Annotated in this window: 19 protein-coding genes; 12 read left to right on the forward strand and 7 right to left on the reverse strand. The window is 64.4% G+C overall.

Annotation, left to right across the window (positions count from 1 at the left end; translation table 11 throughout):
• Positions 1-12: 12 nt before the first annotated feature.
• From acnA to HU752_RS12285, 6 genes are all read left to right on the forward strand, one after another.
• Entirely contained in the window at positions 13-2,697 is a 2,685-nt protein-coding gene (gene acnA / locus HU752_RS12260; protein WP_186680317.1) for an aconitate hydratase AcnA, read from the forward strand.
• A gap of 265 nt (positions 2,698-2,962) precedes the next feature.
• The gene (locus HU752_RS12265; RefSeq protein ID WP_186680793.1) at positions 2,963-4,015 is read left to right on the forward strand and encodes a lactonase family protein; all 1,053 of its coding nucleotides are present in this window, start codon (positions 2,963-2,965) and stop codon (positions 4,013-4,015) included.
• A 66-nt stretch (positions 4,016-4,081) separates the two neighbouring features.
• On the forward strand, positions 4,082-5,404 hold the full coding sequence (locus HU752_RS12270) for an MFS transporter (protein WP_186680315.1): 1,323 nt from the start codon (positions 4,082-4,084) through the stop codon (positions 5,402-5,404).
• A 93-nt stretch (positions 5,405-5,497) separates the two neighbouring features.
• Entirely contained in the window at positions 5,498-6,751 is a 1,254-nt protein-coding gene (locus tag HU752_RS12275; protein WP_186680313.1) for an OprD family porin, read from the forward strand.
• Between the two features lie 32 nt (positions 6,752-6,783).
• Positions 6,784-7,515 carry a transporter substrate-binding domain-containing protein gene (locus tag HU752_RS12280; RefSeq protein ID WP_186680311.1) on the forward strand — a complete coding sequence of 244 codons (732 nt, stop codon included), beginning with the start codon at positions 6,784-6,786 and terminating at the stop codon, positions 7,513-7,515.
• A 71-nt stretch (positions 7,516-7,586) separates the two neighbouring features.
• The gene (locus tag HU752_RS12285) at positions 7,587-9,230 is read left to right on the forward strand and encodes an acetolactate synthase large subunit (RefSeq protein ID WP_217838503.1); all 1,644 of its coding nucleotides are present in this window, start codon (positions 7,587-7,589) and stop codon (positions 9,228-9,230) included.
• A 19-nt stretch (positions 9,231-9,249) separates the two neighbouring features.
• On the opposite strand, the gene HU752_RS12290 is transcribed toward HU752_RS12285, so the two are convergent.
• From HU752_RS12290 to HU752_RS12300, 3 genes are read right to left on the reverse strand one after another with little or no spacing between them, the layout of a single operon-like run.
• Positions 9,250-9,963 carry an ABC transporter ATP-binding protein gene (locus HU752_RS12290; protein ID WP_186688030.1) on the reverse strand — a complete coding sequence of 238 codons (714 nt, stop codon included), beginning with the start codon at positions 9,961-9,963 and terminating at the stop codon, positions 9,250-9,252.
• A 2-nt stretch (positions 9,964-9,965) separates the two neighbouring features.
• Complete coding sequence (locus tag HU752_RS12295) at positions 9,966-10,805, reverse strand: ABC transporter permease (RefSeq protein WP_186688027.1); 840 nt, start codon at positions 10,803-10,805, stop codon at positions 9,966-9,968.
• Positions 10,806-10,823: 18 nt separating this feature from the next.
• Positions 10,824-11,816 carry an aliphatic sulfonate ABC transporter substrate-binding protein gene (locus HU752_RS12300; RefSeq protein WP_186688024.1) on the reverse strand — a complete coding sequence of 331 codons (993 nt, stop codon included), beginning with the start codon at positions 11,814-11,816 and terminating at the stop codon, positions 10,824-10,826.
• 401 nt (positions 11,817-12,217) lie between these two features.
• Here HU752_RS12300 and HU752_RS12305 point away from each other — a divergent pair, with 401 nt between their 5' ends.
• From HU752_RS12305 to HU752_RS12325, 5 genes are all read left to right on the forward strand, one after another.
• The gene (locus HU752_RS12305; RefSeq protein ID WP_186688021.1) at positions 12,218-13,354 is read left to right on the forward strand and encodes an MFS transporter; all 1,137 of its coding nucleotides are present in this window, start codon (positions 12,218-12,220) and stop codon (positions 13,352-13,354) included.
• 393 nt (positions 13,355-13,747) lie between these two features.
• The gene (locus HU752_RS12310) at positions 13,748-14,656 is read left to right on the forward strand and encodes a LysR family transcriptional regulator (RefSeq protein WP_186688018.1); all 909 of its coding nucleotides are present in this window, start codon (positions 13,748-13,750) and stop codon (positions 14,654-14,656) included.
• Between the two features lie 139 nt (positions 14,657-14,795).
• Positions 14,796-16,337: an MFS transporter gene (locus HU752_RS12315; RefSeq protein ID WP_186688015.1), complete on the forward strand. Its 1,542-nt coding sequence runs from the start codon at positions 14,796-14,798 to the stop codon at positions 16,335-16,337.
• A gap of 24 nt (positions 16,338-16,361) precedes the next feature.
• On the forward strand, positions 16,362-17,423 hold the full coding sequence (locus HU752_RS12320) for an HlyD family secretion protein (RefSeq protein WP_186688012.1): 1,062 nt from the start codon (positions 16,362-16,364) through the stop codon (positions 17,421-17,423).
• Positions 17,420-18,865: an efflux transporter outer membrane subunit gene (locus tag HU752_RS12325; protein WP_186688009.1), complete on the forward strand. Its 1,446-nt coding sequence runs from the start codon at positions 17,420-17,422 to the stop codon at positions 18,863-18,865. Before HU752_RS12320 ends, HU752_RS12325 begins: the two co-directional genes overlap by 4 nt.
• Positions 18,866-19,172: 307 nt before the next feature.
• On the opposite strand, the gene HU752_RS12330 is transcribed toward HU752_RS12325, so the two are convergent.
• On the reverse strand, positions 19,173-20,138 hold the full coding sequence (locus HU752_RS12330; protein ID WP_186688006.1) for an aliphatic sulfonate ABC transporter substrate-binding protein: 966 nt from the start codon (positions 20,136-20,138) through the stop codon (positions 19,173-19,175).
• A 325-nt stretch (positions 20,139-20,463) separates the two neighbouring features.
• Between HU752_RS12330 and HU752_RS12335 the strand changes: the two genes are divergently transcribed.
• On the forward strand, positions 20,464-21,210 hold the full coding sequence (locus HU752_RS12335; protein WP_186688003.1) for an SDR family oxidoreductase: 747 nt from the start codon (positions 20,464-20,466) through the stop codon (positions 21,208-21,210).
• Positions 21,211-21,340: 130 nt separating this feature from the next.
• Here the strand turns inward: HU752_RS12335 and mapR are convergent, their stop codons facing one another.
• The 3 genes from mapR to HU752_RS12350 form a co-directional block, all read right to left on the reverse strand.
• Positions 21,341-22,750 carry a GntR family transcriptional regulator MpaR gene (gene mapR / locus HU752_RS12340; protein ID WP_186688000.1) on the reverse strand — a complete coding sequence of 470 codons (1,410 nt, stop codon included), beginning with the start codon at positions 22,748-22,750 and terminating at the stop codon, positions 21,341-21,343.
• A 274-nt stretch (positions 22,751-23,024) separates the two neighbouring features.
• Positions 23,025-24,440, reverse strand: a complete 1,416-nt coding sequence (gene ccoG / locus HU752_RS12345; RefSeq protein ID WP_186687997.1) for a cytochrome c oxidase accessory protein CcoG — start codon at positions 24,438-24,440, stop codon at positions 23,025-23,027.
• 207 nt (positions 24,441-24,647) lie between these two features.
• Positions 24,648-24,887 (reverse strand): DUF3203 family protein, encoded by a 240-nt coding sequence (locus tag HU752_RS12350; RefSeq protein WP_186687986.1) that lies wholly within the window; start codon positions 24,885-24,887, stop codon positions 24,648-24,650.
• Positions 24,888-24,922 lie beyond the last annotated feature (35 nt).

A 24,922-nucleotide genomic window follows, 5' to 3' on the forward strand; every position in this document is an offset into this window, starting at 1 on the left:
AGCGATATGAGCATGACCGAGACTGCCCGCGACCTTATCAACCACCTGACGGTCGACAATGAGCTGTTCGCCTACGTTGACCTGAGCAGGATGCTGTCGCCCGCTCAGCTGTCGAGACTGCCGTACTCGATCCGTATCCTGCTGGAGAACGTGGCACGCTGCTCGCCCGAGTCGCTGCCTTCGGTGCTGGCGCGAGCCACCGGCCAGGGCCCGGACTGCGAAGTGCCGTTCCAGCCCAACCGCCTGATGTTCCACGACACCACCTGCCTGCCGGCTTTGGCCGACTTTGCCGGCATGCGCGATGTGGTTGCCGAGCTGGGGGGCGATCCGCAGGCGATGAACCCTTTGATCCCGGCAGTGCTGACCATCGACCACTCGGTGATCGTCGAGCGTTACGCCGAGGCCGACGCTGTGGAGAAGAACCTCGATATCGACTTCCGTCGCAACAGCGAACGCTATCGCTTCATCAAGTGGGCGCAGAAGAGCCTGGACAATTTCGGCGTGATCCCGCCGGGTACCGGCATCATTCATCAGATGAACATGGAGGCGCTGGCCCAGGTGGTCTGGGAAAGTCGCACCGAAGACGGCCAGCGCCTGCTGCACCCTGACGACATGGTCGCGACCGACAGCCACACCCCGATGATCAACGCCATCGGCGTGCTGGGCTGGGGCGTTGGTGGCCTGGAGGGGCAGGCGGCGATGGTGGGCGAACCGGTGCCGATCAGCTTCCCACGGGTCATCGGCATCCGGGTGACCAATGCCCTGCGCCCGGGTGTCACGGCCACTGACCTGTCGCTGCATGTAGCCGAGATCCTGCGCCAGCGTTCGGTGGTCGGCAAGTTCGTCGAGTTCACCGGCCCAGGTTTGTCCACGCTGAGCTGGGCTGCCCGCGGCACCGTGTCGAACATGGCGCCCGAGTACGGTGCCACCGTGGTGTTCTTCCCGTTCGACAACGAAACCCTGTCCTACCTGGAGCTCAGCGGTCGTTCGCCAGCGCTATATCGCAAGGTTGTCAGCTACATGAGCGCCCAGCCGTTGTGGCGGCGTGACGACCTGGCCGAGCCGCAATTCGACGAACTGATCGAGCTCGACCTGGCCAGTATCGAGATCAGCGTCGCCGGCCCGCACCAGCCGCATCAACGGCAGAAACTTTCGAACGCCGCCGCCTCGTTCCGGCAGGAAGTGATGGGGGACGGCAAGCTGATCAACGCGCCTGCCGAGCAGCGCTTCCTCGAACCGTCCTTCGGCGAGCCCATCACCCATGGCGCGGTGGTGATCAGTGCGATCACCAGTTGTACCAACACCGCCAATCCGGCGCAGATGATCCAGGCCGGCCTGCTGGCCCGCAAGGCGCGCCAGTTGGGTATCAACCGCAAGCCCTGGGTGAAGACCTCGCTGTCGCCCGGCTCGCGGGTGGTCGCCGACTATCTGCAGGAAGCCAACCTGCTGGAAGATTTTTCCGCCCTGGGTTTCGATCTGGCCGGCTTTGGCTGCATGACCTGCATCGGCAATTCCGGTTCGCTCGAGGAGCACGTCGAGCTCTTTGCCGACCAGGGCCTCAAGGGTGTGGTGGTACTGTCCGGCAACCGCAACTTCGAAGGTCGGGTGAACCCCAAGGTCCCCGCTGGTTACCTGGCCTCCCCGGCTCTGTGCGTGGCCTATGCCATCGCCGGTACCATCGATATCGATCTCGAATCCCAAGCCCTGGCCGTGGGCCGTGACGGCAGCCTGGTGTACTTGCGCGATCTGATGCCGTCGGATGCGGAGATTGCCGCCGAGGCCGCAAGAGTGGTCAAGCCGGCGTTTTTCCAGCAGCGCCTGGCCAAAGTCTGGGAGGGGACCCACCATTGGCAGTCGCTGTCGGCCGAGGGCAGCGTACAGTTCCCCTGGAGTCCGAACTCGACCTACCTGCGTCGTCCGCAGTACCTGGCGGACATTCCCGCCGAACCGAAGACCAGCCTGGCCATCAGTGCTGCGCGCACGCTGATGGTGCTGGGTGACAACGTCACCACCGACCATATCTCGCCGGCCTATTCCATCCCCGCCGACAGCCTGGCCGGGCAATGGCTGCTGGCGCATGGCGAAGATCCGCGTGATCTCAACCAGTACTCGACTCGCCGCAGCAACCACGAAGTGATGTTGCGAGGGGCTTTCACCAACAAGGCGGTCAAGAACCGCCTGCTCGGTGACCAGCAGCCCGGACCAGGTGCCTGGGCCTGGAATGCCGATCACAGCGAATGCCTGCCGCTCTACGAGGCGGCCCGCAGCTACGCGGCGCAGCACACGCCGATGGTGGTGTTCGCCGGGATCAACTATGGCGCCGGCTCCAGCCGCGACTGGGCGGCCAAAGCCCAGGCCCTGCTGGGAGTCAAGGCGGTGGTGGCGCAGAGCATCGAGCGCATCCACCGCAGCAACCTGATCGGCATGGGCGTGATCCCGTTGCAGTTCAGGGCCGGCCAGTCGGTCGACGACCTGCAACTGCAGGGCGATGAGCGTTTCGACTTCCTGGGGCTCGATGACCTGGATGTGGGTGATAACCGTGTCGACATGCTGATTCATCGTGCCAATGGCACGACACGGCAAGTGGAACTGGGCGTGCGCATCGACTCCACGCAGGAGGTCCGCTACCTGGTCAACGGCGGGGTGCTGCCGTTCGTGATCCGCAAGGTGGTCAAACGTACCCGCCAGCGAGTTTGAAGCCAGGCCCCGCCCAGGGGCCGACTACTGCGATCAACAATAACAAGGAAACGCAACCATGCACGGCGATGAACACGACGCAGGCCTGTCCGAGCCCGCAATCCAGGTTTCAGCCACTCCCTCGGCCGGAGCGACCCGGCGAAGACTGCTGCAGCAGATGGCCACGGTCGCCGGTGTCTCGGCGCTCGGCTCGCTGCTGCCACCGGGCCTTGCCCAGGCGACCCGGCTTCTCAATCCTCAACCCGCTACTCGGAGAACCACCCCTATGTACGCCTATGTCGGGTCACGGACCACCCGCGAGCGCAACGCCCGTGGTGAAGGCATCAGTGTCTACAAGGTCGATCAGGAGGAGGGCTCGCTGTCTCTCCTCCAGGTCGTCAAGGACCTGGTCAACCCGTCCTTCCTGGCCCTGAACAAGGCCGGCGATCGCCTCTACACGGTCCATGGCGACCTGAGCGATGTCAGCGCCTTCAGGGTCGACAAGTCCAGCGGCCAGTTGACGTTCATCAACCGCCAGAGCTGCGAAGGCAAGAACCCGGTACACCTGGCGCTGGACCCGAGCGAGCGCTTCCTGGTGGTGTCCAATCACATCACCGGCAGCCTGGCGGTGATGAACATCGCCGGAGACGGCTCGCTCGGTACGCTCAACCAATTGCTCAAGCTGGAGGGGCCGCTGGGGCCGCACCGTGTCGAGCAACCGTTTGCCAAGCCGCATTTCAACCTGTTCGACCATTCCGGCCAATTCGTGTTGGTACCAGACAAGGGGCTGGACCGGGTTTTCAGCTTCCGCTTCGAACACGGCAAGTTACTGCCGGCCGAACAGCCTTTCGTCACCACCCGTGAAGGGGCCGGGCCGCGTCACCTGGCCTTGCACCCCAAGGCGGCGTTCGCCTATGTGGTCAACGAGCTGGACTCCACCGTCACCACCTACCGTTTCGATTCCCACAATGGCGCGCTGACCGCCGTGCAGATCGTGCCGTCGATACCCGCGACCTTCACCGGCAACAGCCGGGCCTCGGAGATCGAGGTCGATCGCAGCGGCCGTTTCCTCTATGCCTCCAATCGTGGCTACGACAGCGTTGCGGTGTTCGCCATCGACCAGGGCAGCGGATTGTTGAGTCCCGTGGAGTTCGCGCCAACGGCCGGCAAGACCCCGCGTTTCTTCAGCCTGGCCCCCAATGGCCGTTTTCTGTTCGCGCTCAACGAGGACAGCGACAGTATCGTCTCGCTGGCGGTGGATCCGCACACCGGTGGCCTGCGCGAGACCGGTTTCTCGGTGAGCACGGGCAGCCCGGTGTGCATGGTCTTCTCGGCCTGAGCGCGTTCGGATTTACACTAATGCAATGACAGGGGCGGGCATCAGCCTGCCCCCACAGAGGTCGTCATGAATAACAATAAGCCTGATGAAAGCGCCATCGTCCGCAAGGTCACGTTGCGCATCATTCCCTTTGTCTTCCTGCTCTACATCGTTTCCTATCTTGACCGGGCCAACATCGGCTATGCCGCCTTGCAGATGAACAAGGAACTGGCGCTCTCCAGCGAAGCCTTCGGCTTCATCTCGGGGATCTTCTTCATCGGCTATTTTCTCTTCGAAGTACCGAGCAACGTGATGCTGAACAAGTTCGGCGCCCGGGTGTGGATTGCCCGGATCCTGGTGACCTGGGGTTGCATCGCCGCGCTGACTGCGTTCGCCCAGACCGCCAATCAACTGTATGTGCTGCGTTTTCTGCTCGGCATCGCCGAGGCTGGTTTTTTCCCCGGCATCATCGTCTACCTGACCTACTGGTTTCGCTCCAAGGAGTTGGCTACCACGGTCGCGCTGTTCACCGCGGCGATCCCGGTCAGCTATATCATCGGCGCGCCCCTGAGCACCTGGATCATGGACAACGTCCACTGGCTGGACTGGAGCGGCTGGCGTTGGATGCTGTTCCTCGAGGGCATCCCGGCGGTGTTCCTGGGGGTTGCCTGTTTCTTCTTCCTCACCGACAAGCCACAGCAGGCCAAGTGGCTCAAGCCCGAGGAGCGCGAGTGGCTGCTGGCCGAGCTCGAGCGCGACCGCCAGAGCCGCAGGAACGTCAAGAGCCTGGGTGTACTCAAAACCATGGCTAATCCCAAGGTGCTTTACCTGGCGTTCATCTACTTCGTCTACCAGTGCGGCAGCCTGGGCATTGGCTACTGGATGCCGCAGATCATCAAGGGCTTCTCCGATTCGCTCAGCCACACCCAGATTGGCCTGCTGGCCATGCTGCCCTACATCATCGCCACTGCCTCGATGATCGTCTGGTCACGCAGCTCGGACAAACGCAACGAGCGCAAGCTGCATTCGGCGATCCCGCTGTTCGTCGCCGCCTTTGGCCTGATCGGCGCGGGTCTGTTGCAGAACCCCTATGTGGCGATGCTCATGATCTGCCTGGCGTTGTCCGGCCTGTACAGTTTCAAGTCGCCATTCTGGGCCTTGCCCACGCTGTTTCTTGACCGTACCACGGCTGCGGTGTCCATTGCGGTGATCAACTCGGTCGGCAACCTCGGTGGCTTCGTTGGCCCTTCGTTGATCGGTATGGTCAAGGGCAACAGCCAAAGTGCGGCCAATGGCCTGCTATTCCTCAGTGCGCTGCTGGTGGCCGGTTTCCTGATGACCCTGCTGATGCGAGTCAACAACAAGGAACCGGTCGAGTCCGACGCACCGGTCAGTCGCCAGGCGCATTGAGCCTTCGCCACCTCTCTTTTTCCTGGGTATTTCTCATTGGCACCTGTCCCCGGGAGGGGCAGGCCTTTTCATCGTGCGGTAGCTGGAGCAGGCATGAACAAGAATAAGAATGTGATATGCACCCTGGTCGGTCTTTCCCCTTGCCTGGCGTCGACACTGGTCGGTGCCGAGGGTTTCGTCGAGGACAGCCGGGCCAATTTGCAGATGTCCAACTATTACCTGAATCGCGACTTTCGCGACGGCAGCGGACAGAACAAGCGCGAGGAGTGGGCCCAAGGGTTCATCCTCGATTTGCGCTCCGGTTATACCCCGGGTACGGTCGGCTTCGGTCTCGATGCCATGGGCATGCTCGGTGTGAAACTGGACTCCAGTCCTGATCGCTCCGGCACCGGTCTGCTGCCGGTCAACTCGGACGGCCGCGCGGCCGATGACTTCAGTCGCCTGGGGCTGACAGCGAAGGCCAAGGTGTCGAAAACCGAGTTCAAGTACGGCACCTTCATCCCTAAACTGGCGACGGTGCAGGCCAATACCGGCCGCATCCTGCCGCAGACGTTCGAAGGTGGCATGGTCACGATGAAGGAGATCGACGGCCTTACGCTCACTGGCGTGCGCTTCAACCGGGTAACCGACCGTGACTCATCGGATGCCCAGCCGATCACCCTGAACAACCGCAACCGGCGTTTCACCAGTACCGCGCGCGGCGATGACTACCGGATCGGTGGCGCCGACTATCAGCTCGGCAAGTCGCTGCTGCTCAGCTACCAATACGCCGAGTTGCAGGACTTCTACCGGCAGAGCTTCCTGGGCCTGGTGCACAACCTCGGTCTTGGGCCGGGCACACTCAAGAGTGACCTGCGCTACATGCGTAGCAACGATGCCGGGGCGGCCCGTGGCGGGGCCATCGACAGCACGGCCCTGGGGGGCATGCTGACCTACAGCCTGGCCGGGCATGCCTTCGGCCTGGGGCTGCAGAAAATGAACGGTTCGACCTCGATGCCCTACCTCAATGGTACCGATCCATACCTGGTCAACTACATCCAGATCAACGACTTCGCCGAACCGGGCGAGCGTTCCTGGCAACTGCGCTACGACTATGACTTCGCCGCTTTGGGCATACCCGGGCTGACGTTCATGACCCGCTATATCAGTGGTGATCACGCTGATGCCAAGACCTCGGCCAGTGAGGGACGTGAATGGGAGCGCAACACCGATATCGGTTATGTCATCCAGAGCGGCGCGCTGAAAAACGTCGGTTTCAAGTGGCGCAATGCGAGCTACCGGTCCAACTTTGCCCGCGGTGTCGACGAGAACCGCCTCATCGTTTCTTACACCTTACCCATCTGGTAAGCATTTCACCGACCTCATTCCGGGAGTAGAAAATGAGTGTTACCGACCCTGCGGTCATCGATGAACTGGCTCCACGCGGCGTGCTGCGTGCGGCTATCAACTATGGCAATCCCGTGTTGGCCCAGCAGGGCCGGGACGGTACGCCCCAAGGCGTTTCCGTCGCGCTGGCCAAGGCTCTCGCCGAAGAACTCGGCGTGCTGTTGGAAATGGTCACCTTCGATGCCGCCGGGAAGGTGTTCACCGCGCTGGAGGAGGGCGCCTGGGACGTCGCTTTCCTGGCAATCGAACCGGTGCGCGCGCAGCAGATCGCTTTCAGCGAGCCCTACGTGCTGATTGAGGGGACCTATCTGGTGGCGGCCGATTCGCCCTACCTGAAGGTCGAGGATCTCGATCAGCCAGGCTTGCGCCTGGCCGTCGGCAAGGGCGCTGCCTACGATCTGTTCCTGTCTCGCACGTTGCAGCATGCGCAACTCGAGCGTGCGGACACCTCGGCGGGAGCGGTGGACCTGTACCTGGCTCGGGGCCTCGACGCGGCGGCGGGGGTGCGTCAACCGTTGGAGAAGGTTGCAGCGGGTGATCCACGCCTGCGGGTGCTGGACGGCGCCTTCACCTCGATTCGCCAGGCCATGGCTGTGCCAATTCGTCGCAAGGCCGCAGCGGCCTATGTCCGTGACTTCGTGGAACGTCGCAAAGTCGAAGGTTTTGTGCGCGCCGCATTGGTCCTGAGTGGCCAGAGCGATGTTACTGTGGCACCGCCTGCGTGAGAAACCGGGTTCGTCCCCCTGACAACAACTGCAAGACGCGCGAAAGCGCTTATCGAGATTGAGGTAGATCAATGGCCAAGGCCGCCGATGTCGTTGTGCAATGCCTGGAAAACGAAGGTGTCGAGTATGTGTTCGGCATTCCTGGCGAGGAAAACCTCGACCTGCTGGAGTCGCTGCGCAAGTCGCCGATCAAGCTGGTCCTGACCCGTCATGAACAGTCCGCCGGCTTCATGGCCGCCACCTATGGCCGCCTGACCGGCAAGACCGGCGTCAGCCTGTCGACCCTCGGCCCCGGTGCCACCAACCTGGTGACCGCCAGCGCCTACGCCTACCTGGGCGGCATGCCGATGATGATGATCACCGGCCAGAAGCCGATCAAGAAGTCCAAGCAGGGCCGGTTCCAGATCATCGACGTCTGCGGCATGATGGACCCGATCACCAAGTACACCCACCAGTTCGCCTCGGCCGACAACATCCCGGCGCGCATGCGCGAAGCCTTCCGTCTGGCCGAGGAAGAGAAGCCGGGCGCCGTGCACCTGGAACTGCCGGAAGACATCGCCGCCGAGCAGACCGACTCGATGCCGATCCCGCCGAGCCTGCACCGCCGTCCGCTGGCCGAGCACAAGGCGGTCGAGGCCGCCGTCGAGAAACTGCAGAAGGCCCGCAGCCCGATCCTGGTGATCGGCGCCGGCGCCAACCGCAAGATGACCGCCAAGGTGCTCAAGCAACTGATCGACCAGACCGGCATCCCGTTCATCACCACCCAGATGGGCAAGGGCGTGGTCGACGAGCGTCACCCGCGCTTTCTCGGCAACGCCGCGCTGTCCTCCGGTGACTTCGTCCACCGCGCGGTCGAGGCCGCCGACCTGATCGTCAACATCGGTCACGACGTGATCGAGAAGCCGCCATTCTTCATGGTCCGTGGCGGTACCGAAGTCATTCACATCAACTTCCGCTCCGCCGAAGTCGATGCGGTGTACTTCCCGCAGATCGAAGTGATCGGCGACATCGCCAACGCCGTCTGGCAGATCGGCGAAGCGCTGGGCGACAACCCGCACTGGGACTTCAGCCGCCTGATGGCGATCCGCGAGGCCAACGAAGCGCAGATCGCCGAAGGCGCCGACGACAACCGCTTCCCGGTCTACCCGCAGCGCCTGGTGGCCGATATCCGTCGCGTGCTGCCGTCCGAAGGCATCGTCGCGCTGGACAACGGCATCTACAAGATCTGGTTCGCCCGCAACTACAAGGCCCACAAGCCCAACACCGTTCTGCTGGACAACGCCCTGGCGACCATGGGCGCCGGCCTGCCGTCGGCGATGGCGGCGCACCTGGTGCACCCGGATCGCCCGGTGATTTCGGTCTGCGGCGACGGCGGCTTCATGATGAACAGCCAGGAGCTGGAGACCGCGGTACGCCTGGGCATGCACATCACCGTGGTGATCCTGCGTGACGACGGCTACGGCATGATCCGCTGGAAGCAGGCGAACATGGGCTTCACCGACTTCGGCCTGGACTACGGCAACCCGGACTTCGTCAAGTACGCCGAAGCCTATGGCGCCAACGGTCACCGCGTGGAAAGCGCCGAAGGCCTGCTGCCGCTGCTCGAGCACTGCATCAAGACCCCGGGCGTGCACGTGATCGACTGCCCGATCGACTACTCGGAGAATGACTTCATTCTCAACAGCGAGCTCAAGCGTCGCGCCCTGCTGGTGTAAGCCCTGGCCCGGGCTGCACTCAGATCACGTGAGCCAGGTGCAGCTCGGTCAGCGCCCGGGCCTTGAGGTCGGCCAGCCGCGGATCGCGACGATCGCGCGGATGTGGCAGGTCGACCGCCAGGGCCTGGCGGATGCGACTGGGACGGTTATCCATCACCAGCACCCGGTCGCTGAGGTATAGCGCCTCGTCGACATCATGGGTGACCAGCAGCAGGGCAATGCCATGCCGACGGGCCAGTTGCAGGAGCAAGTCCTGCAGCTTCATGCGGGTAAACGCGTCCACTGCGCTGAACGGCTCGTCGAGCAATAGCACCCGGGGTTTCGAATACAGCCCGCGGGCAATCGCCACCCGTTGCGCCATGCCGCCGGACAGTTGCTTGGGCAAGGCCTGGGCGAAGCCGGCCAGCCCGACTTCCTCAATCAGTTGCGCCACCCAGGCGTGGTCATAATGGTCGTCCTCGCTGAAACCGATGTTCTGTTCCACCGTCAGCCAGGGCATCAGGCGTGGTTCCTGGAAGACGAAGGCGATGGGCGAGGTCGTGTGTTTCAGCTCGCCTTCGAAGTCCTTTTCCAGCCCGGCTACGATCCGCAGCAATGTGCTTTTGCCACAGCCGCTGGGGCCCAGCAGGCTGACGGCCTCCCCGGCGTGCAGTTGCAGGCTGACCTGCCTGAGCACCGTGGTCTGGGCAAACGCCTTGCGTTCGACATGGAGGTCCAGCAGTGATTCACGCATGTTCATGACTCCCGATCCTGGCCGTTGAACGTGTCGCGCCAGGCCAGCAAACGTTTTTCCAGGCCGGCCAGCAGGCCGTCGCTGAGCTTGCCGAGCAGCGCCAGGACGATGATCGCCGCCAGCACGATATCCGGCCGCGAGGTTTCCCGGCCGTCGCTGAGCAGATAACCCAGGCCCTTGGTCGCGGCGATCAGTTCGGCTGCTACGAGGAACATCCAGGCCAGGCTCATGCCGCTGCGCAGCCCGGTGAACAGGCCGGGCAGGGCGGCCGGCAGGAGGATGCGGCGCACCAGCCGGTAGCGGCCGAAACCGAGCATCTGGCCGACTTCCACCAGCTTGCGATCGATGTTGCGGATTGCCGCGACGCCGTTGAGGTACACCGGGAAAAATGCGCCGATGGCGATCAGGACGATTTTCGAGGTCTCGTCGATGCCCAGCCACAACAGCAGCAAGGGCACCCAGGCCAGGCTCGGGATCGAGCGCAGGCCGGCGAACGTCGGCTCCAGATAGGCCTCGGCTTCCCGGCTCAGGCCGACCCAGGCGGCGAACAGCAAGGCCAGGCCGGTACCGATGGCAAACCCGCTGAGCACCCGCAGCAGGCTGGCACCGATGTGCTTCCACAGCGCCCCTTCACCGAGGTCGCGCAGGGTCAGGACGATATCGCTGGGTGCCGGCATCTGGTAGGCGGGCACCCAGCCGAGGCGGACCACCACCTCCAGCAAGGCGATGATCAGCACCGGCAGCACCAGTCCCTTGAGCCGCCGTGGCCAGGCCGATGGGGTGTCGGCCGTCGGCGCAGGCGTGTTCAGGGTGGCAGGCAGGGCTTTGCTCTTGGCGTTCATGGGCGCTCCAGGCGGCGGTTACTGGTGGGCGACCGCGACAGGGTTGAAACGGCTGTCGATCAACTGATCGATCACCTGGTCGACGTTCACTCCGCGACGCACCAGTTCCTCGGACACCAGGATCGGTGCCGCTGCCTTCGAGGCCAGCAGGTCCTGCGGGCCGAGGCGGGGGTTCTTCAGGTCGGTGCGCGACAGTTGCAGCTTGGCGACATCCAGCGGCAGGCCGGACTCGCTGGCCAGCAGAGCGGCCAGTTCGTCCGGGTTCTTCAGGGCCCACTCACGGGCCTTTTCGTAGGCACCGAGCACGGTCTCGATGGTTTGCGGGTGTTCCTGGGCGAACTGCTCGGTAACGCTGATCACCCCGTAGCTGTTGAAGTCGGGGTTGCGGTAGAGCAGGCGCGAACCGGCCTGGATCTCGCTGGCGGCCATGTGTGGATCGAGCCCGGCCCAAGCGTCGACGTCGCCTTTTTCCAGGGCGGTGCGCCCATCCGGGTGCTGCAGGTGCACCAGCTCCACGTCGTTCTTGCCCAGGCCGGCCTGCTGCAGGGCGCGCAGGGTGAACAGGTAGGGGTCGGTGCCCTTGGTGGCGGCGATCTTCCTGCCCTTGAGGTCGGCGAGGCTCTTGTAGGGCGAGTCCTTGCGCACCAGCAGCGCGGTCCATTCGGCACGGCTGTAGACATACACCGACTTGATCGGACTGCCGTTGGCCCGGCTGAGCACGGCGGCAAGGCTGGCGGAGGAGCCGAAGTCGACGCCGCCGCTATTGAGGTATTCCAGGGAACGGTTGCTGCCCTGGCTCAGGACCCAGGTGACCCGGGTCTGGGGCAAGGCTTTTTCCAGCCAGCCGAAATGCCGCAGGGCCAGGCTGACCGGCGAGTAATAGGCATAGTCCAGCTTGACCTCGGCCGGAGCGGTTTCGGCGGCCTGGGCCCATGGTTGCAGGCCGAGTACCAGCGCCGTGGTGGCGGCCAGCAGGCGGGCGGCCCGGGTGATCGGGTTGAGGGATTTCATCGGATGCTCCAGGGAGAGGGACTGCAAGGCTTATTCTTAATTAAACAGTCACGGTGCTGGTGAGCTGCTTAAAAGGAATAATGCAGGCTCTGTGCCAGTTGTGGGCGAGGCTTTCGGGCCTCTTCGCGGGCAAGCCACGCTCCTACGGATTTTGTGTCGTACATAACGGGTGCATCCGATCAAAACCTGTAGGAGCGTGGCTTGCCCGCGAAGAGATCCCACAGCCTTGCGCCAAACCATGGAATCCCCCTCAGGAGGGGCGCCGCTGTTCGTTTGCAGGCACTCTGTTGAATCGCTGTTGCTCCAGCAACATGACAAACATGTTTCAAAAAGTGTTGCTGCTGGCCGTTTTGACCCGGCATGCTGACGGGCTTGTTCCTTCGCGCGAAGATCCGTCCTCCATGTCCACCGTGGCCGCCCACTCGACCGATTCCGCCTCCCGCCGTGCCGCGACAGTCCTGGCGTTGTGCCTACCCAGCGACGTTCTGTTGTACCTGCTGCTGCCGCTGAACACCCAGGCCTTCGGCGTGACCCTGGCCCAGGCCGGCGTATTGCTGGCGGCGAACCGCCTGGTGCGGATCTTCGGCTACGGTTACGTGCTGCGCTACTACGCCCGCCAGGGCGACCGTGCGACGCTGATGCTGGCCGCGGCGGTCAGTGCCCTGTGCGCGCTGGGCAACTCGCTGATCTCGGGGTTCTTCTGGTTGCTGCTGTTGCGCCTGGGCTGGGGGCTGTCGTTTGCCGCGCTGAACCTGTCGACGCAGGTGTTGGCGACCCTCGAACCCGCCGGTGCCGCTCGCCGGGCCGGGCGCTCGCGCGGGATCATCGCCATCGGCCCGATGATCGCCCTGGCCCTGGGCGGCTGGTTGAGCCTGCAGATCGGGCCGCGACTGATTTTCCTGCTGCTGTGCGCCGCCTCGCTGGCCGGCCTGTGGGTGGCGCGCGGCCTGCCGAGCCAGGGGCACGAGCTGGCGGCACCGGCCGGGCGGCGCTTCAAGTGGCCCGACAGCGTGGCGGTCTGGTCCTTCGTCGAGGGTGTGGCGCTGGACGGCCTGTTCATCTTCGGCCTGTCGCTGCAGGCCAGCGCCGTGTTGGGGGGGAATGCGGTCATCATCGCCGGGGTGCTGATGGCCTTGCGATACGTCTCGGAAATGTTTCTCAGCCCCCTCGGTGGGCGAGTGGCCGACCGCTATGGCGTGGTGCGCATGCTGTTGCTGTTCTCGATCCTCAGTGGCCTGGCCCTGGCGGCGTTCGGCAGCCACTGGCTGATTCTCGGGGCCGGGTCGGTGCTGGTCCTGCGGGCGCTGCAACTGCCGCTGGTGGTGACCCTGGTGGCCGAGCGCAATCCTGGTGCCGGGCGGGTCCAGGCCCTGGCCTCGAATGCGGTGTGGCGTGACATCGGTGCCGGTGTTGGCCCGTTGCTGGCGGGGGTGTTGCTCCCGGTTGCCTCGGCTAGTTGGGTCTATTCCCTGGCTGGCCTGGCGATTGCCCTCAGTGCGCTGGCCTGTGCGGTCCGTGGCGAGCGAACCTTGCAGTGAACAGGTCCGGTGGTGACCAAATCTGGTGGTGAGCGGGCTTGCCCGCGTTCGGCTGCAAGGCGGCCGTAGAGCCAGTATTCCCGGTGTGACTGACTGATTGCGTCAGGCGGTTTGGGAGCGCTCTGCGCTCCAGCGGGGGGCAAGCCCCCTCGCCACAGGGTATTTGGAAAGGTCGAGCATTGGGGGTGATCAACTCTGGTGGCGAGCGGGCTTGCCCGCGTTCGGCTGCAAGGCAGCCGTAAAGCCAGTATTCCCGGTGTGACTGACTGATTGCGTCAGGCGGTTGGGGAGCGCCTTGCACTCCAACGGGGGCAAACCCCCTCGCCACAGGGTGTTGCAAGTGGTGCAATCGAATGCTTGATGATTGCGCAAGCCGCTGGTTATGCTCAGTCCATGCAAATACCTGATCTGAACCTGCTGATCGCCCTCGATATCCTGCTCGAAGAGGGCTCGGTCACCGGCGCCGCCCGGCGCATGAATCTCAGTGCGCCGGCCATGAGCCGCACGCTGACACGCATCCGTGAAGCCCTCAATGACCCGATCCTGGTACGGTCCGGCCGTGGCCTGGCGCCAACCCCGCGAGCCCTGGAGCTGCGCGAGCAGGTGCGCGGCGTGGTGGAGCTGGCCCATGGCGTCTTCGCCCCCGGCCAGGAAACCGATCTCACGATGCTTGAGCGGACCTTCAGCGTGCGTGCCAACGACATGTTCTTCGGCGCCTTCGGCAACCAGCTGCTCGAACGGCTGGCCCGGGACATGCCCAATGCCACGCTGCGCATGGTGCCGGAGGGCGACATCGACGACGATGCGCTCAACGAGGGCCGTATCGACCTGGCGGTCTGCGCCACTCGCAAGTTCGGCGCCGATATCAAGGTGCAGCGGCTGTTCAACAGCTCGCTGATCGGCATCGCCCGGGAAGGCCATCCGTTGTTCGACGAGGAGCTGGATGCCGAACGTTTCGCCAGCTTCGACCACATCAGCGTATCGCGCCGTGGCCGGGCCCGCGGGCCGATCGACACGCTGCTGGCCGAATTGAACCTGCAGCGGCGGATTTCCCTGGTGCTGCCGACCTTCCATGCGGCGATGTTCGCCGTGGCCGGTTCCGACCTGATCCTGCCATCGATTCCGCGGCCGATGGTGCGCAATCTCATGGGCCTGGGCTTGCGCCTGCGCACCTTCGAACTGCCAGTGCCGGTGGAAACCATCGTCATGGTCCAGGCCTGGCATCCACGGCTGGACAACGACCATGCGCACCGCTGGTTGCGCCGCAGCCTGAAGGACATGTGTGACGGTACCCTGGATTGATGGTTGCGTTCGGTGCAATCCAGATGTAGTTATTTATCAATTTTTATAGATCAACTCGCTGCATAGACTCGGGTTTCCCAGTGAAACCGGAGTTTCCCACGATGTACCTTCTCTCCGAGCCCGCCGGGGCTGTCGGCTCATGACGGCCCTGCAAACCAGCCTGCCGCTGGCGGCTGCGGCCAAACCCGCAGCGGCCGCCCCACCGTTTGGCCTGCGCATAGGTATCGGCCTGGTCGGCGTGTTGTTGGCAGTACTGGCCTCGGGCTTCAACGAAAACGTGACCAAGGTGGCGATGGCCGATATCCGCGGCGCCATGGGCCTGAGCCATGACCAGGGTACCTGGCTGATTGCGGCCTACGCTGCGCTGTCGGTCAGTGCCATGGCCTTCGCTCCCTGGTGCGCCGCGACCTTTTCCCTGCGTCGCTTCACCCTCTGTGCCATCGGCACTCTGATTACCCTGGCGCTGCTGGCGCCATTTGCGCCGAACGTCCAGGTGCTGATGCTGATCCGCGTAGTCCAGGGCTTCGCCGGCGGTGCCTTGCCACCGATGCTGATGTCGGTGGCGCTGCGTTTCCTGCCGCCGGGCATCAAGCTCTACGGTCTGGGCGGCTATGCCCTGACCGCGACCTTCGGCCCCAGCTTTGGTACGCCGCTGGCCGCCTGGTGGGTCGAGTACGCGGGCTGGCACTGGGCGTTCTGGCAGGTGATTCCGTTGGGGCTGGTAGCCATGGCCTGCGTAGCCTGGGGCATGCCGCAGGACCCGTTGCGCCTGGAGCGTTTCCGCCAGTTCGACTGGCGCGGGCTGCTGCTGGGTTTCCCCGGCCTGGTGATGCTGGCGCTCGGGCTGCAGCAGGGCGAGCGCCTGGGCTGGTTCGATGCACAGCTCATCCGTGTGTTGGTGGGTGGAGGCCTGCTGTTGCTGGTGCTGTTCTTCATCAACGAGTGGTCGCATCCGTTGCCGTTCTTCAAGTTGCAGATGCTTGGCATCCGCAACCTGACCCACGCGCTGATCACCCTCGGCGGCGTGCTGTTCGTGTTGCTGGCGGTGATCATGATCCCGTCCAGCTACCTGGCCCAGGTCCAGGGCTACCGTCCCTTGCAGACCGCACCGGTGTTGCTCTGGGTCGCGCTGCCGCAGTTGCTGGCGCTGCCGCTGGTGGTCGCGCTGTGCAACAACCGGGTGGTCGACTGTCGCTGGGTACTGGCTACCGGGTTGTTCCTGCTGGCGCTGGCCTGCGTGATCGGCTCCCGGCTCACCGTGGCCTGGAACCGCGAGAATTTCTACCTGTTGCAGGCCATCCAGATCATTGCCCAGCCGATGGCGGTGATTCCCTTGCTGATGCTCTCTACCGGCAGCATCACCCCGGCGGACGGGCCGTTCGCCTCGGCCTGGTTCAACACCATCAAGGGCTTTGCCGCCGTGGCGGCGGGCAGCGTGCTGGAAACCCTGACGATCCACCGCGAGCACTTCCATTCCAGCCACCTGGTCGATCGCCTGGGCAGCATGCCCTGGCTGGCGGACTCGGTGGCGCCCGGGCAACTGGCCCGGCGGCTGCACGAGCAGGTGGTAACCCTGACCTCGGCCGACCTCTACCTGTGCATGGCGGGCCTGGCCATCGCACTGATCCTGTTGATCCCGATCCTGCCGACGCGCATCTACCCACCCCGCGCCGTGGCCTGATCTCCCTCTCCCTGGACAATCACCATGAGTACTTCGATTCCGCGCAAACCCCTGTTGATCCTCGCCGCGGCTCTGGCCGGCGCCTTGCTCTACGGATTCTGGCGCCTGCTGCTCGCCGGCGGCCCGCTACAGACGACCAACGACGCCTATGTCAGTGCCGACTACACGCTGGTGGCGCCGAAGGTCGCCGGCTTCATCGACCAGGTGCTGGTGCGCGACAACCAGCGGGTGCAGGCCGGGCAGGTGCTGGTGCGCATCGATGACCAGGACTATCAGGCCGACCTGGCGGCTGCCCGCGCTGGTGTCGCCAGTGCCCGTGCGCAGCTGGTCAATGCCGCGGCGAGCCTCGAGCGCCAGCACGCGCTGATCGAGCAGGCGCGGGCGGTGGTCGAGGCTGACCAGGCCGATGTCCAGTTCGCCGCCCATGAATGGCAGCGTTACCAGCATCTGGCCGGGCAGGGCGCCGGTACCCTGCAGAATGCCCAGCAGGCCGAAACCCGCCAGCGCATCGCTGCGGCACGGCTGGCCGAGCACCGGGCGGCGCTGGAGGCGGCACGCAGGCAGACCGCTGTCTTGCAGGCCCGGCGCGATACCGCCCAGGCGGCCGTGCAGCAGGCCGAGGCGCGACAGGCGCGGGCCGAACTGGATCTGACGCACACCGTGCTGGTGGCGCCGTTCTATGGCGTGGTCGGGCGCCGTAGCGTGCGCCAGGGCGCCTACGTCAAGCCGGGTGATGTGCTGCTGGCCGTGGTGCCGATAAACGAGGCCTATGTCGTGGGTAACTTCCTGGAAAACCAGATGACCCACGTCAGTCCCGGCCAGGCGGTGAGCATCAGCGTCGACACCTTTGCCGATACGCCGCTGACCGGCCGGGTCGAGAGCATCGCACCGGCCACCGGCGTGACCTTTGCCGCGATCGCTCCGGAGAATGCCAGTGGCAACTTCACCAAGGTGGTCCAGCGCATTCCGGTGAAGATCATCCTCGATCGTGGGCAGCCGCTGCTCGAGCGGTTGCGCCCGGGCATGTCAGTGGAGGCGCGGATCGATACCGACTCGGTAGCCGGTCGTGAGGTGAGCCAGCGATGAACAGGCATTTTCCCTGGTTGTTGATCATCACGCTGGTGCTGCAGGGTTGTACGCTGGGGCCGGACTTCCAACCCCCGAAAGCCGAACTGGGCGAGAAATGGTGCACGGAGCAGGGCGAGCCCGGCCATAGCCAGCCGGCCGCTGGTGAGCCGGAAGTGGCCTGGTGGGAGGGGTTTGCCGATCCGCAACTGTCCGCGCTGATGCGCCAGGTCCAGGCCGGCAACCTCGATCTGCAACGAGCCGCCAGCCGACTGCAGCAGAGTCGCGCGGCCCGGCGCAGTATCGCCGCCGATGAGCTGCCCAGGGTCGATGGCGCTGCCGGCTACAGTCGCGCGCGCAATAGCCGTCGTGGTCTGAGCGATCCCTCGGGCGAGAATGGCCGGCATGACTACAGCCTCTGGAGCGCCGGCCTGGGCGTCAGTTGGGAGGCCGACCTGTGGGGGCGGGTGAAACGCTCGGTGGAGGCGGCCGATGCCAACGTGCAGGTCGCCGAGGAGGACCGTCGCGCAGTGCTGGTGGCGATCCTGGCCGAAACCGCCCGCGACTATATCCAGCTGCGGGCGCTGCAGAACGAACAGGCGGTAACCCGGCAGAACCTGGAGATTGCCCGGCGTACCCGGACCCTGACGCACCTGCGCCGCGCCGAAGGCGTGACCACCGAGCTGGAAGTGGCCCAGGCCACCGCGCAGGTCGCCACCATCGAGGCGCAACTGCCGGCGCTGCAGCAGGGTGAGACGCGGTTGATCAATGCCCTCAGCCGCCTGATGGGGCTAGAACCCCAGGCCCTGGCCGTGCAGTTGCGTGCCATGCGCGCGATTCCCGTGCCGCCTGCCAGTGTACCGATCGGCCTGCCCAGCGAGCTGGCGCGGCGGCGCCCGGACATCCGCCGGGCCGAGGCGGACCTGCATGCGGCCACGGCGGCGATCGGCATGGCCCAGGCGGATTTCTATCCGCGTATCAGCCTGTCCGGCAACCTCGGGTTCCAGGCGCTGCAATTGTCCGACCTGGGCAGTTGGGGCTCGCGCACCCTGGCCGTGGGCCCCAGCCTGAGCGTGCCGCTGTTCGAGGGCGGACGCCTGCAAGGGCAACTGCAACTGCGCGAAAGCCGCCAGCAGGAAGCCGCCTTGCGCTACCGGCAGATCGTGTTGGATGCCTGGCACGAAGTGGATGATGCACTCAGTGCCTATCAGGCCGGGCAGCGTCGACGTGACCGCCTGCGCGAGGCGGTGGAGCAGAGCCGCCTGGCCTTGAACAGTGCCCGCCAGCAGTACGCCCAGGGCACCGTGGACTTTCTCAACGTGCTGACGGTGCAGGGCGCGGTACTCGCCAACGAGGATGCGCTGGTGGACAGCACTGCGGCGGTGTCGCTGGCGCTGGTCGGGCTGTACAGCGCCCTCGGCGGTGGCTGGGAACAGGTGCTGCCCGAACAGGCGCAACACTAGGCTCTGTCTGAAAAATCTTGATACTCGGTGATGCTGCGTTGAAAATCGCCTCGGAATGCTCATTTACTCCAGTAAACTCCGCTTCCTCGGCGGTTTTCGCCTTGCCTGACCTTCGTCTCAAGACTTTTCAGACAAAGCCTAGTGTCCTGTACGGTTAATTCGAATAGTCAAATTCGGGTCCAGGGGTTTGCCAGGCAAGGCGCCATGACTAGTCGTAGCAGAGCTACTGCGAGGAATGGCAACGCAGGCTGGCGAAGCCATGGGCCCGGAGTTGAGTGTGCGAATTAGCCACACAGGACACTAGCTGTCAGGGTTTCCAGATGCCGACGTCGCGGGTATCGACCTTCTGTGGCAGCAGGCCGGCGGCGAGGAAGGCATTGGCGATCTGCTGTTGCTCGCCCAACTGGTCGACGGTCACCGCCTGCACTTCATAGCTGCGATGCCGGTTGGCGGCTTCGACCGTCGCCGCATCCAGGCCACCCCACAATGGGCCGAGGATCTTGGCGGCGTCCTGTGGATGGGCCTTGATCCAGGCGCCGGATTTCTGCAGCTCGGCAAACACCTGCTTCAGTACCTGCGGATGTGCCTGGGCGTAGGGCGTGCTTGCCAGGTAGTAGCGCTTGTAGCTCGCCAGGCCTTCACCGTCGGCGAGGGTGCGGGTCGGCAGTTGGCGTTGCACGCCGCTGAGGAACGGTTCCCAGGTCACCCAGGCATCGACCTTGCCGTTCTCGAAGGCCGCGCGGCCATCGGCGGGTGTCAGGTACGCCGGAGTGATGTCGCTGAACTTCAGCCCGGCCCGGGTCAACGCGGCGATCAGCAGGTAGTGGCTGCCGGCGGCCTTGGTCACCGCCACCGTGTGGCCCTTGAGCCCGGCCAGGTGGGTGATGGGTGAATCCTTGCGAACCACGATCGCCTGGGCTGCCGGCGAGGCAGCCTCCTGGGCGAAGTAGGTGAGCTTGGCCTGTGCCGCCTGGGCGAACACCGGCACGGTATCGGCGACGTCGGCGCTGATGTCGACATTGCCCACGTTCAGCGACTCGAGCAGTGGCAGGCCGCTGGGAAACTCGTGCCAACTGACATCGATATGCTCCTTGGCCAGGGCCTTTTCCAAGGTGCCCTGGCTCTTGAGCAGGGTGATCAGGGTCGAGGACTTCTGGTAGCCGATGCGCAGGGTTTCGTTGGCATCGACGTAGGAGGCACTCAAGGCACTGGCGACGACCAGGGCGCAGAGCAACAGGCGGGAACGGGCAATAGCGGAAACCGGAACGACCATGAACACCTCGCGAAGACAGTTGAGAGAAGGGCGGGGCCGGTGGTCCGGTGAACGCAGCTTAATAAGAGAGGGGCGCGTTGGTTAAATAACCTCTTGGCATAACCATAGAGACGAGCGTCCCACAGGCTTTGGTGGTCAGGCAGACTCATGGCTATCAGGCGCGCTTGGGGCAAGACCCGCTCTTTTGCTCAGGGAAGGTGTCGGCTCAAGTGGTCTGCCAGTGGAGGATAGGCTCGCTCATGCTACGGCCTTCGGTAGCTACACAAGCGACTGCTCCCACGGTTATTCTGGAGGCTCGCAATGACCAGTCGAAGGGGAAGGTGCAATGGAAAAAGTCATCGTCATCACCGGCGGTAGCCGTGGCATCGGCGCGGCGACGGCGTTGCTGGCGGCGCAACAGGGCTATCGCATCTGCATCAACTACCTGCGTGACGAAGAGGCGGCTCATCGGGTGCAGGAGCAGGTGCGGGCACTGGGCGCCCAGGCCATCACGGTGCGGGCGGATGTCAGCGACGAAGACGAGGTGATTCACCTGTTCCAGCGGGTGGACGCCGAGCTCGGGCCGGTCACCGCGCTGGTGAACAATGCCGGGACGGTCGGGCACAAGTCGCGGGTCGACGAGATGTCCGAGTTCCGCATCCTGCAGACCCTCAAGACCAACGTGCTGGGGCCGATGCTCTGCGCCAAGCATGCGGTGCTGCGCATGTCGCCGCGCCATGGTGGGCAGGGCGGCAGCATCGTCAATGTGTCCTCGGCGGCGGCGCGGCTCGGCTCGGCCAACGAGTATGTCGATTACGCGGCCTCCAAGGGCGCGCTCGATACCTTTACCCTGGGTCTGTCGAAGGAACTGGCGGGCGAGGGGATCCGGGTCAACGCCGTGCGCCCGGGGTTCATCTTTACCGAGTTCCATGCGCTGAGCGGCGATCCTGATCGGGTCAGCAAGCTGGAACCGGGGATTCCCATGGGACGGGGCGGGCGTGCCGAGGAAGTGGCCGAGGGCATCATCTGGCTGCTTTCGGACAAGGCGTCCTACACCACCGGGACCTTCCTCGACCTCGCCGGTGGGCGCTGATTTGATGACTGGGCGCAAGGCTTGACGGCCTGTTCGCGGGCAAGCCCGGCTCCTACAGGTTTATGTCGTACGCCACTCCAGCACACGACTCGGTTTTGTAGGAGCCGGGCTTGCCCGCGAATAGGCCCGTTCAGAACGAACGCACGATCCGCCCCAACGTCTCCATGGCCTTTTCCGCCGCCTCGTTCCATGGGCTGCCGTAGTTGAGGCGGATGCAGTTGCGAAAGCGTCGGGCCGGCGAGAAGATCGGCCCCGGCGCAATGCTGATGCCCTGGGCCAGCGCCATCTGGAACAGTTTCAGCGAGTCCATCTGTTCCGGTAGTTCCAGCCAGAGGAAATAGCCGCCGGCCGGTTGGCTGACTCGCGTCTGCGCCGGGAAATAGCGGGCGATGGCGGCAAGCATCGCACTCTGCTGTTCTTCCAGTGCGTAGCGCAGTCGGCGCAGATGACGGTCGTAGCCACCATGCTGCAGGTAGTCGGCGATGGCCGCCTGGGCCGGCATCGAGGCGCACAGCGAGGTCATCAGTTTCAGCCGTTCGATCTTCTGTGCATAGCGTCCCGCCGCGACCCAGCCGATGCGATAGCCGGGCGCCAGGCTCTTGGCGAACGAACCGCAGTGCATCACCAGCCCCTCGGTGTCGAATGCCTTGGCCGGCTTGGGCGCCTGCTGCCCGTAGTACAGCTCGGCGTAGACATCGTCCTCGATCAGTGGCACCTGGTGTTCGCGCAGCAACTCCACCAGCGCCTGTTTCTTCGCCTCGGGCATGGTCGCGCCCATCGGGTTCTGGAAGCTGGTCATGCACCACACGGCCTTGATCGGATGCTTCTCGAGGTTCTGCGCCAGTACGCCCAGGTCGATACCGTCGCGCGGGTGCACGGGGATTTCCACGGCCTTGAGCTTCAGCCGCTCCAGCACTTGCAGGCAGGCGTAGAACGCCGGGGCTTCGATCGCCACCAGGTCGCCGGGCTCGGTGACGGCCTGCAGGCACAGGTTCAGCGCTTCCAGGGCGCCGTTGGTGATCAGCAGTTCTTCCATGGGCAGCATCAGCCCGCCGACCATGTAGCGCAGGGCAATCTGCCGGCGCAGTTGCGGATTGCCCGGCGACAGGTCGGTGACCACCATGCGCGGGTCCATCTCGCGGCTGGCGCTGGCCAGGGAGCGGGCCAGGCGCTGCAGCGGAAACAGCGTCGGGCTGGGGAAGGCCGAGCCGAAGGGCACGGTGGTCGGGTCCTTGATCGAGTCGAGTACCGAGAACACCAGTTCGCTGACGTCGACCTCGGTGGACTCGTGCACCTGGCTGCTGATCACCGGCTCCGAGAACGGGCTCGGAGCGTGGGTATTGACGAAATACCCCGAGCGCGGCCGGGCACGAATCAGCCCGCGGCGTTCCAGCAGGTAATAGGCCTGGAACACCGTGGACGGGCTGACGCCGTAGGTCTGGCTGGCATAGCGGACCGACGGGACCCGCTGGCCGGGGCCGAGGACGCCGGAGCGGATCAGTTCAGCGATGTCATCGGCGAATTTTTCGTAGCGTTTCATGGTGACTTGGCTCATTGGATACGGGCACGCAACGGCAGGTTTTCGGCTGTCTTGTTGGAGCTGGCTGTTGTAACTGTTGGAACTGTTGTAACTGTTGGAACACTAACCTGTGGGAGCAGGATTTATCCGCGAAGACGTTAGTGGCTTCACCAAAGTCTTCGCGGATAAACCGGGGCGCCGGACCGCCTGCTCCCACAGTGTTCAGTCTCACCACAGTGTTCAGTCCCATACTCCCTGCAGGCCCTGGGGTTGGTGCCCCGGGGATTCTATGTCATCAACGGTTCATCGGCGCGACGAAGCGGCTGTTGGCCACGCTGTAGACGCCAGGGTCCTGGCTGTCGACCAGGCGGAAGGCGAGTTCCTGGGAACTGCTTTTCGCCCGTTCGCTGGTCATCGCCACCGAGACGGGGAAGTCGGCGATCTCGCCCGCCGCCAGGCTCAGTTCGGTGCGTCCCTGCAACTGGAAGCCCTCGCCATCGATCAGCTCCAGGCGGTACTGCTGGCGCTGCTGGGTCTTGTTGATGACCTTGAGGCTGTAGATGTTCTCGATCTGCCCCAGGCTGTTCTCCCGGTACAGGCCACGGTCCTTGCTGACATCCAGCGAAACCATCGGCCGCTGTACCAGCGCCAGTGCCAGTGCACCGATCATGATCAGCAGCACGGCGCTGTAGCCGACCAGGCGTGGTCGCAGCAGGTGGGTCTGGCCGCCCTGCAGCTGGTGTTCGGAGGTGTAGCGGACCAGGCCACGGTCGTAGCCCATCTTGTCCATGATCGAGTCGCAGGCGTCGACGCAGGCGGCGCAGCCGATGCACTCCATCTGCAGGCCGTCGCGGATGTCGATGCCGGTGGGGCAGACCTGCACGCACATCCGGCAGTCGATGCAGTCGCCGAGGCCGACGCTGGCCGGTGCCACTTCACGCTTGCGCGGGCCACGGTTCTCGCCGCGGGCGGCATCGTAGGAGATGGTCAGGGTGTCCTTGTCGAACATCACGCTCTGGAACCGTGCATACGGGCACATGTGCATGCACACCGCCTCGCGCAGCCAACCGGCATTGATGTAGGTGGCGCCGGTAAAAAACAGTACCCAGAACAGGCTGACGCCACCCAGTTGCAGGCTCAGCAGTTCCTGGGCCAGTGGTCGGATCGGCGTGAAGTAGCCGACGAAGGTCAGCCCGGTGATCAGGCTGATCGCCAGCCACAGGGTGTGCTTGGCGGCGCGTCGGGCCAGCTTGTTCGGCCCCCAGGGTGCGGCCTGCAGCTTGATCCGCTGGTTGCGCTCGCCCTCGGTGACTTTCTCGCACCACATGAACAGCCACGTCCAGGAACTCTGCGGGCAGGTGTAGCCACACCAGACGCGCCCGGCGAACACGGTGATGGCGAACAGGCCGAAGGCGCAGATGATCAGCAGCGCCGAGAGCAGGATGAAGTCCTGCGGCCAGAAGGTCGCGCCGAAAATGTGGAACTTGCTGTTGGCCAGGTCCCAGAGCACTGCCTGGCGGCCGCCCCAGTTCAACCAGACGGTGCCGAAGAACAGCAGGAACAGGAAACCCGCGCCACTCATGCGCAGGGTGCGGAACAGGCCGGTGAAACTGCGGGTGTGAATCAGGTTGTCGCTCGACTTGGCCTTCGTCTTGTTGGGGCGCGAAGGCTCGAAGGTGTCAACTAACTGGACGGGGATTCTTTCGCTCATGATCTGTCGCTCGTCAGCCTCCATCAGGCCTGGGCACTATGCCGAGCGAACTGTTTGCATAACAGACTCAGGTATTTGATTAAAAAGCGGATCAGATGCTTCGGGCGACGCCCCTGCGACAACTTGCCATACCCGCTGCAGCCCGCGCCGGGCCGAGCCCACCCGCGCCTGGCACAGGAGCCGGGCGAGCAGGCTGACACGGGTCAATCAAATCACCGAATCACTCGACGTCGCCTTCACATGGTGACGACCGTCGAAGGCGCCGGCCACCGTCAGGGCGTCGGCTTCTGCCTCGGTGATCCAGACCTGCCGGCCGTCGAGTTCGGCGCGGGACATGCTCCTGGCGTCATCGGTGATGATCTTCACGTCCCTGGCCGGGCCGCTGATCCGGGTGTCGTTTTCTTCCAAGGTACAGGTCTTGCTGGACGGATCGATATGGACGGGCATGGTGTTTCTCCCTTTTCTTCAGGCTGACATTCCTT

Origin of the sequence: Pseudomonas vanderleydeniana (assembly GCF_014268755.2) — a bacterium.
Lineage (GTDB): Bacteria > Pseudomonadota > Gammaproteobacteria > Pseudomonadales > Pseudomonadaceae > Aquipseudomonas > Aquipseudomonas vanderleydeniana.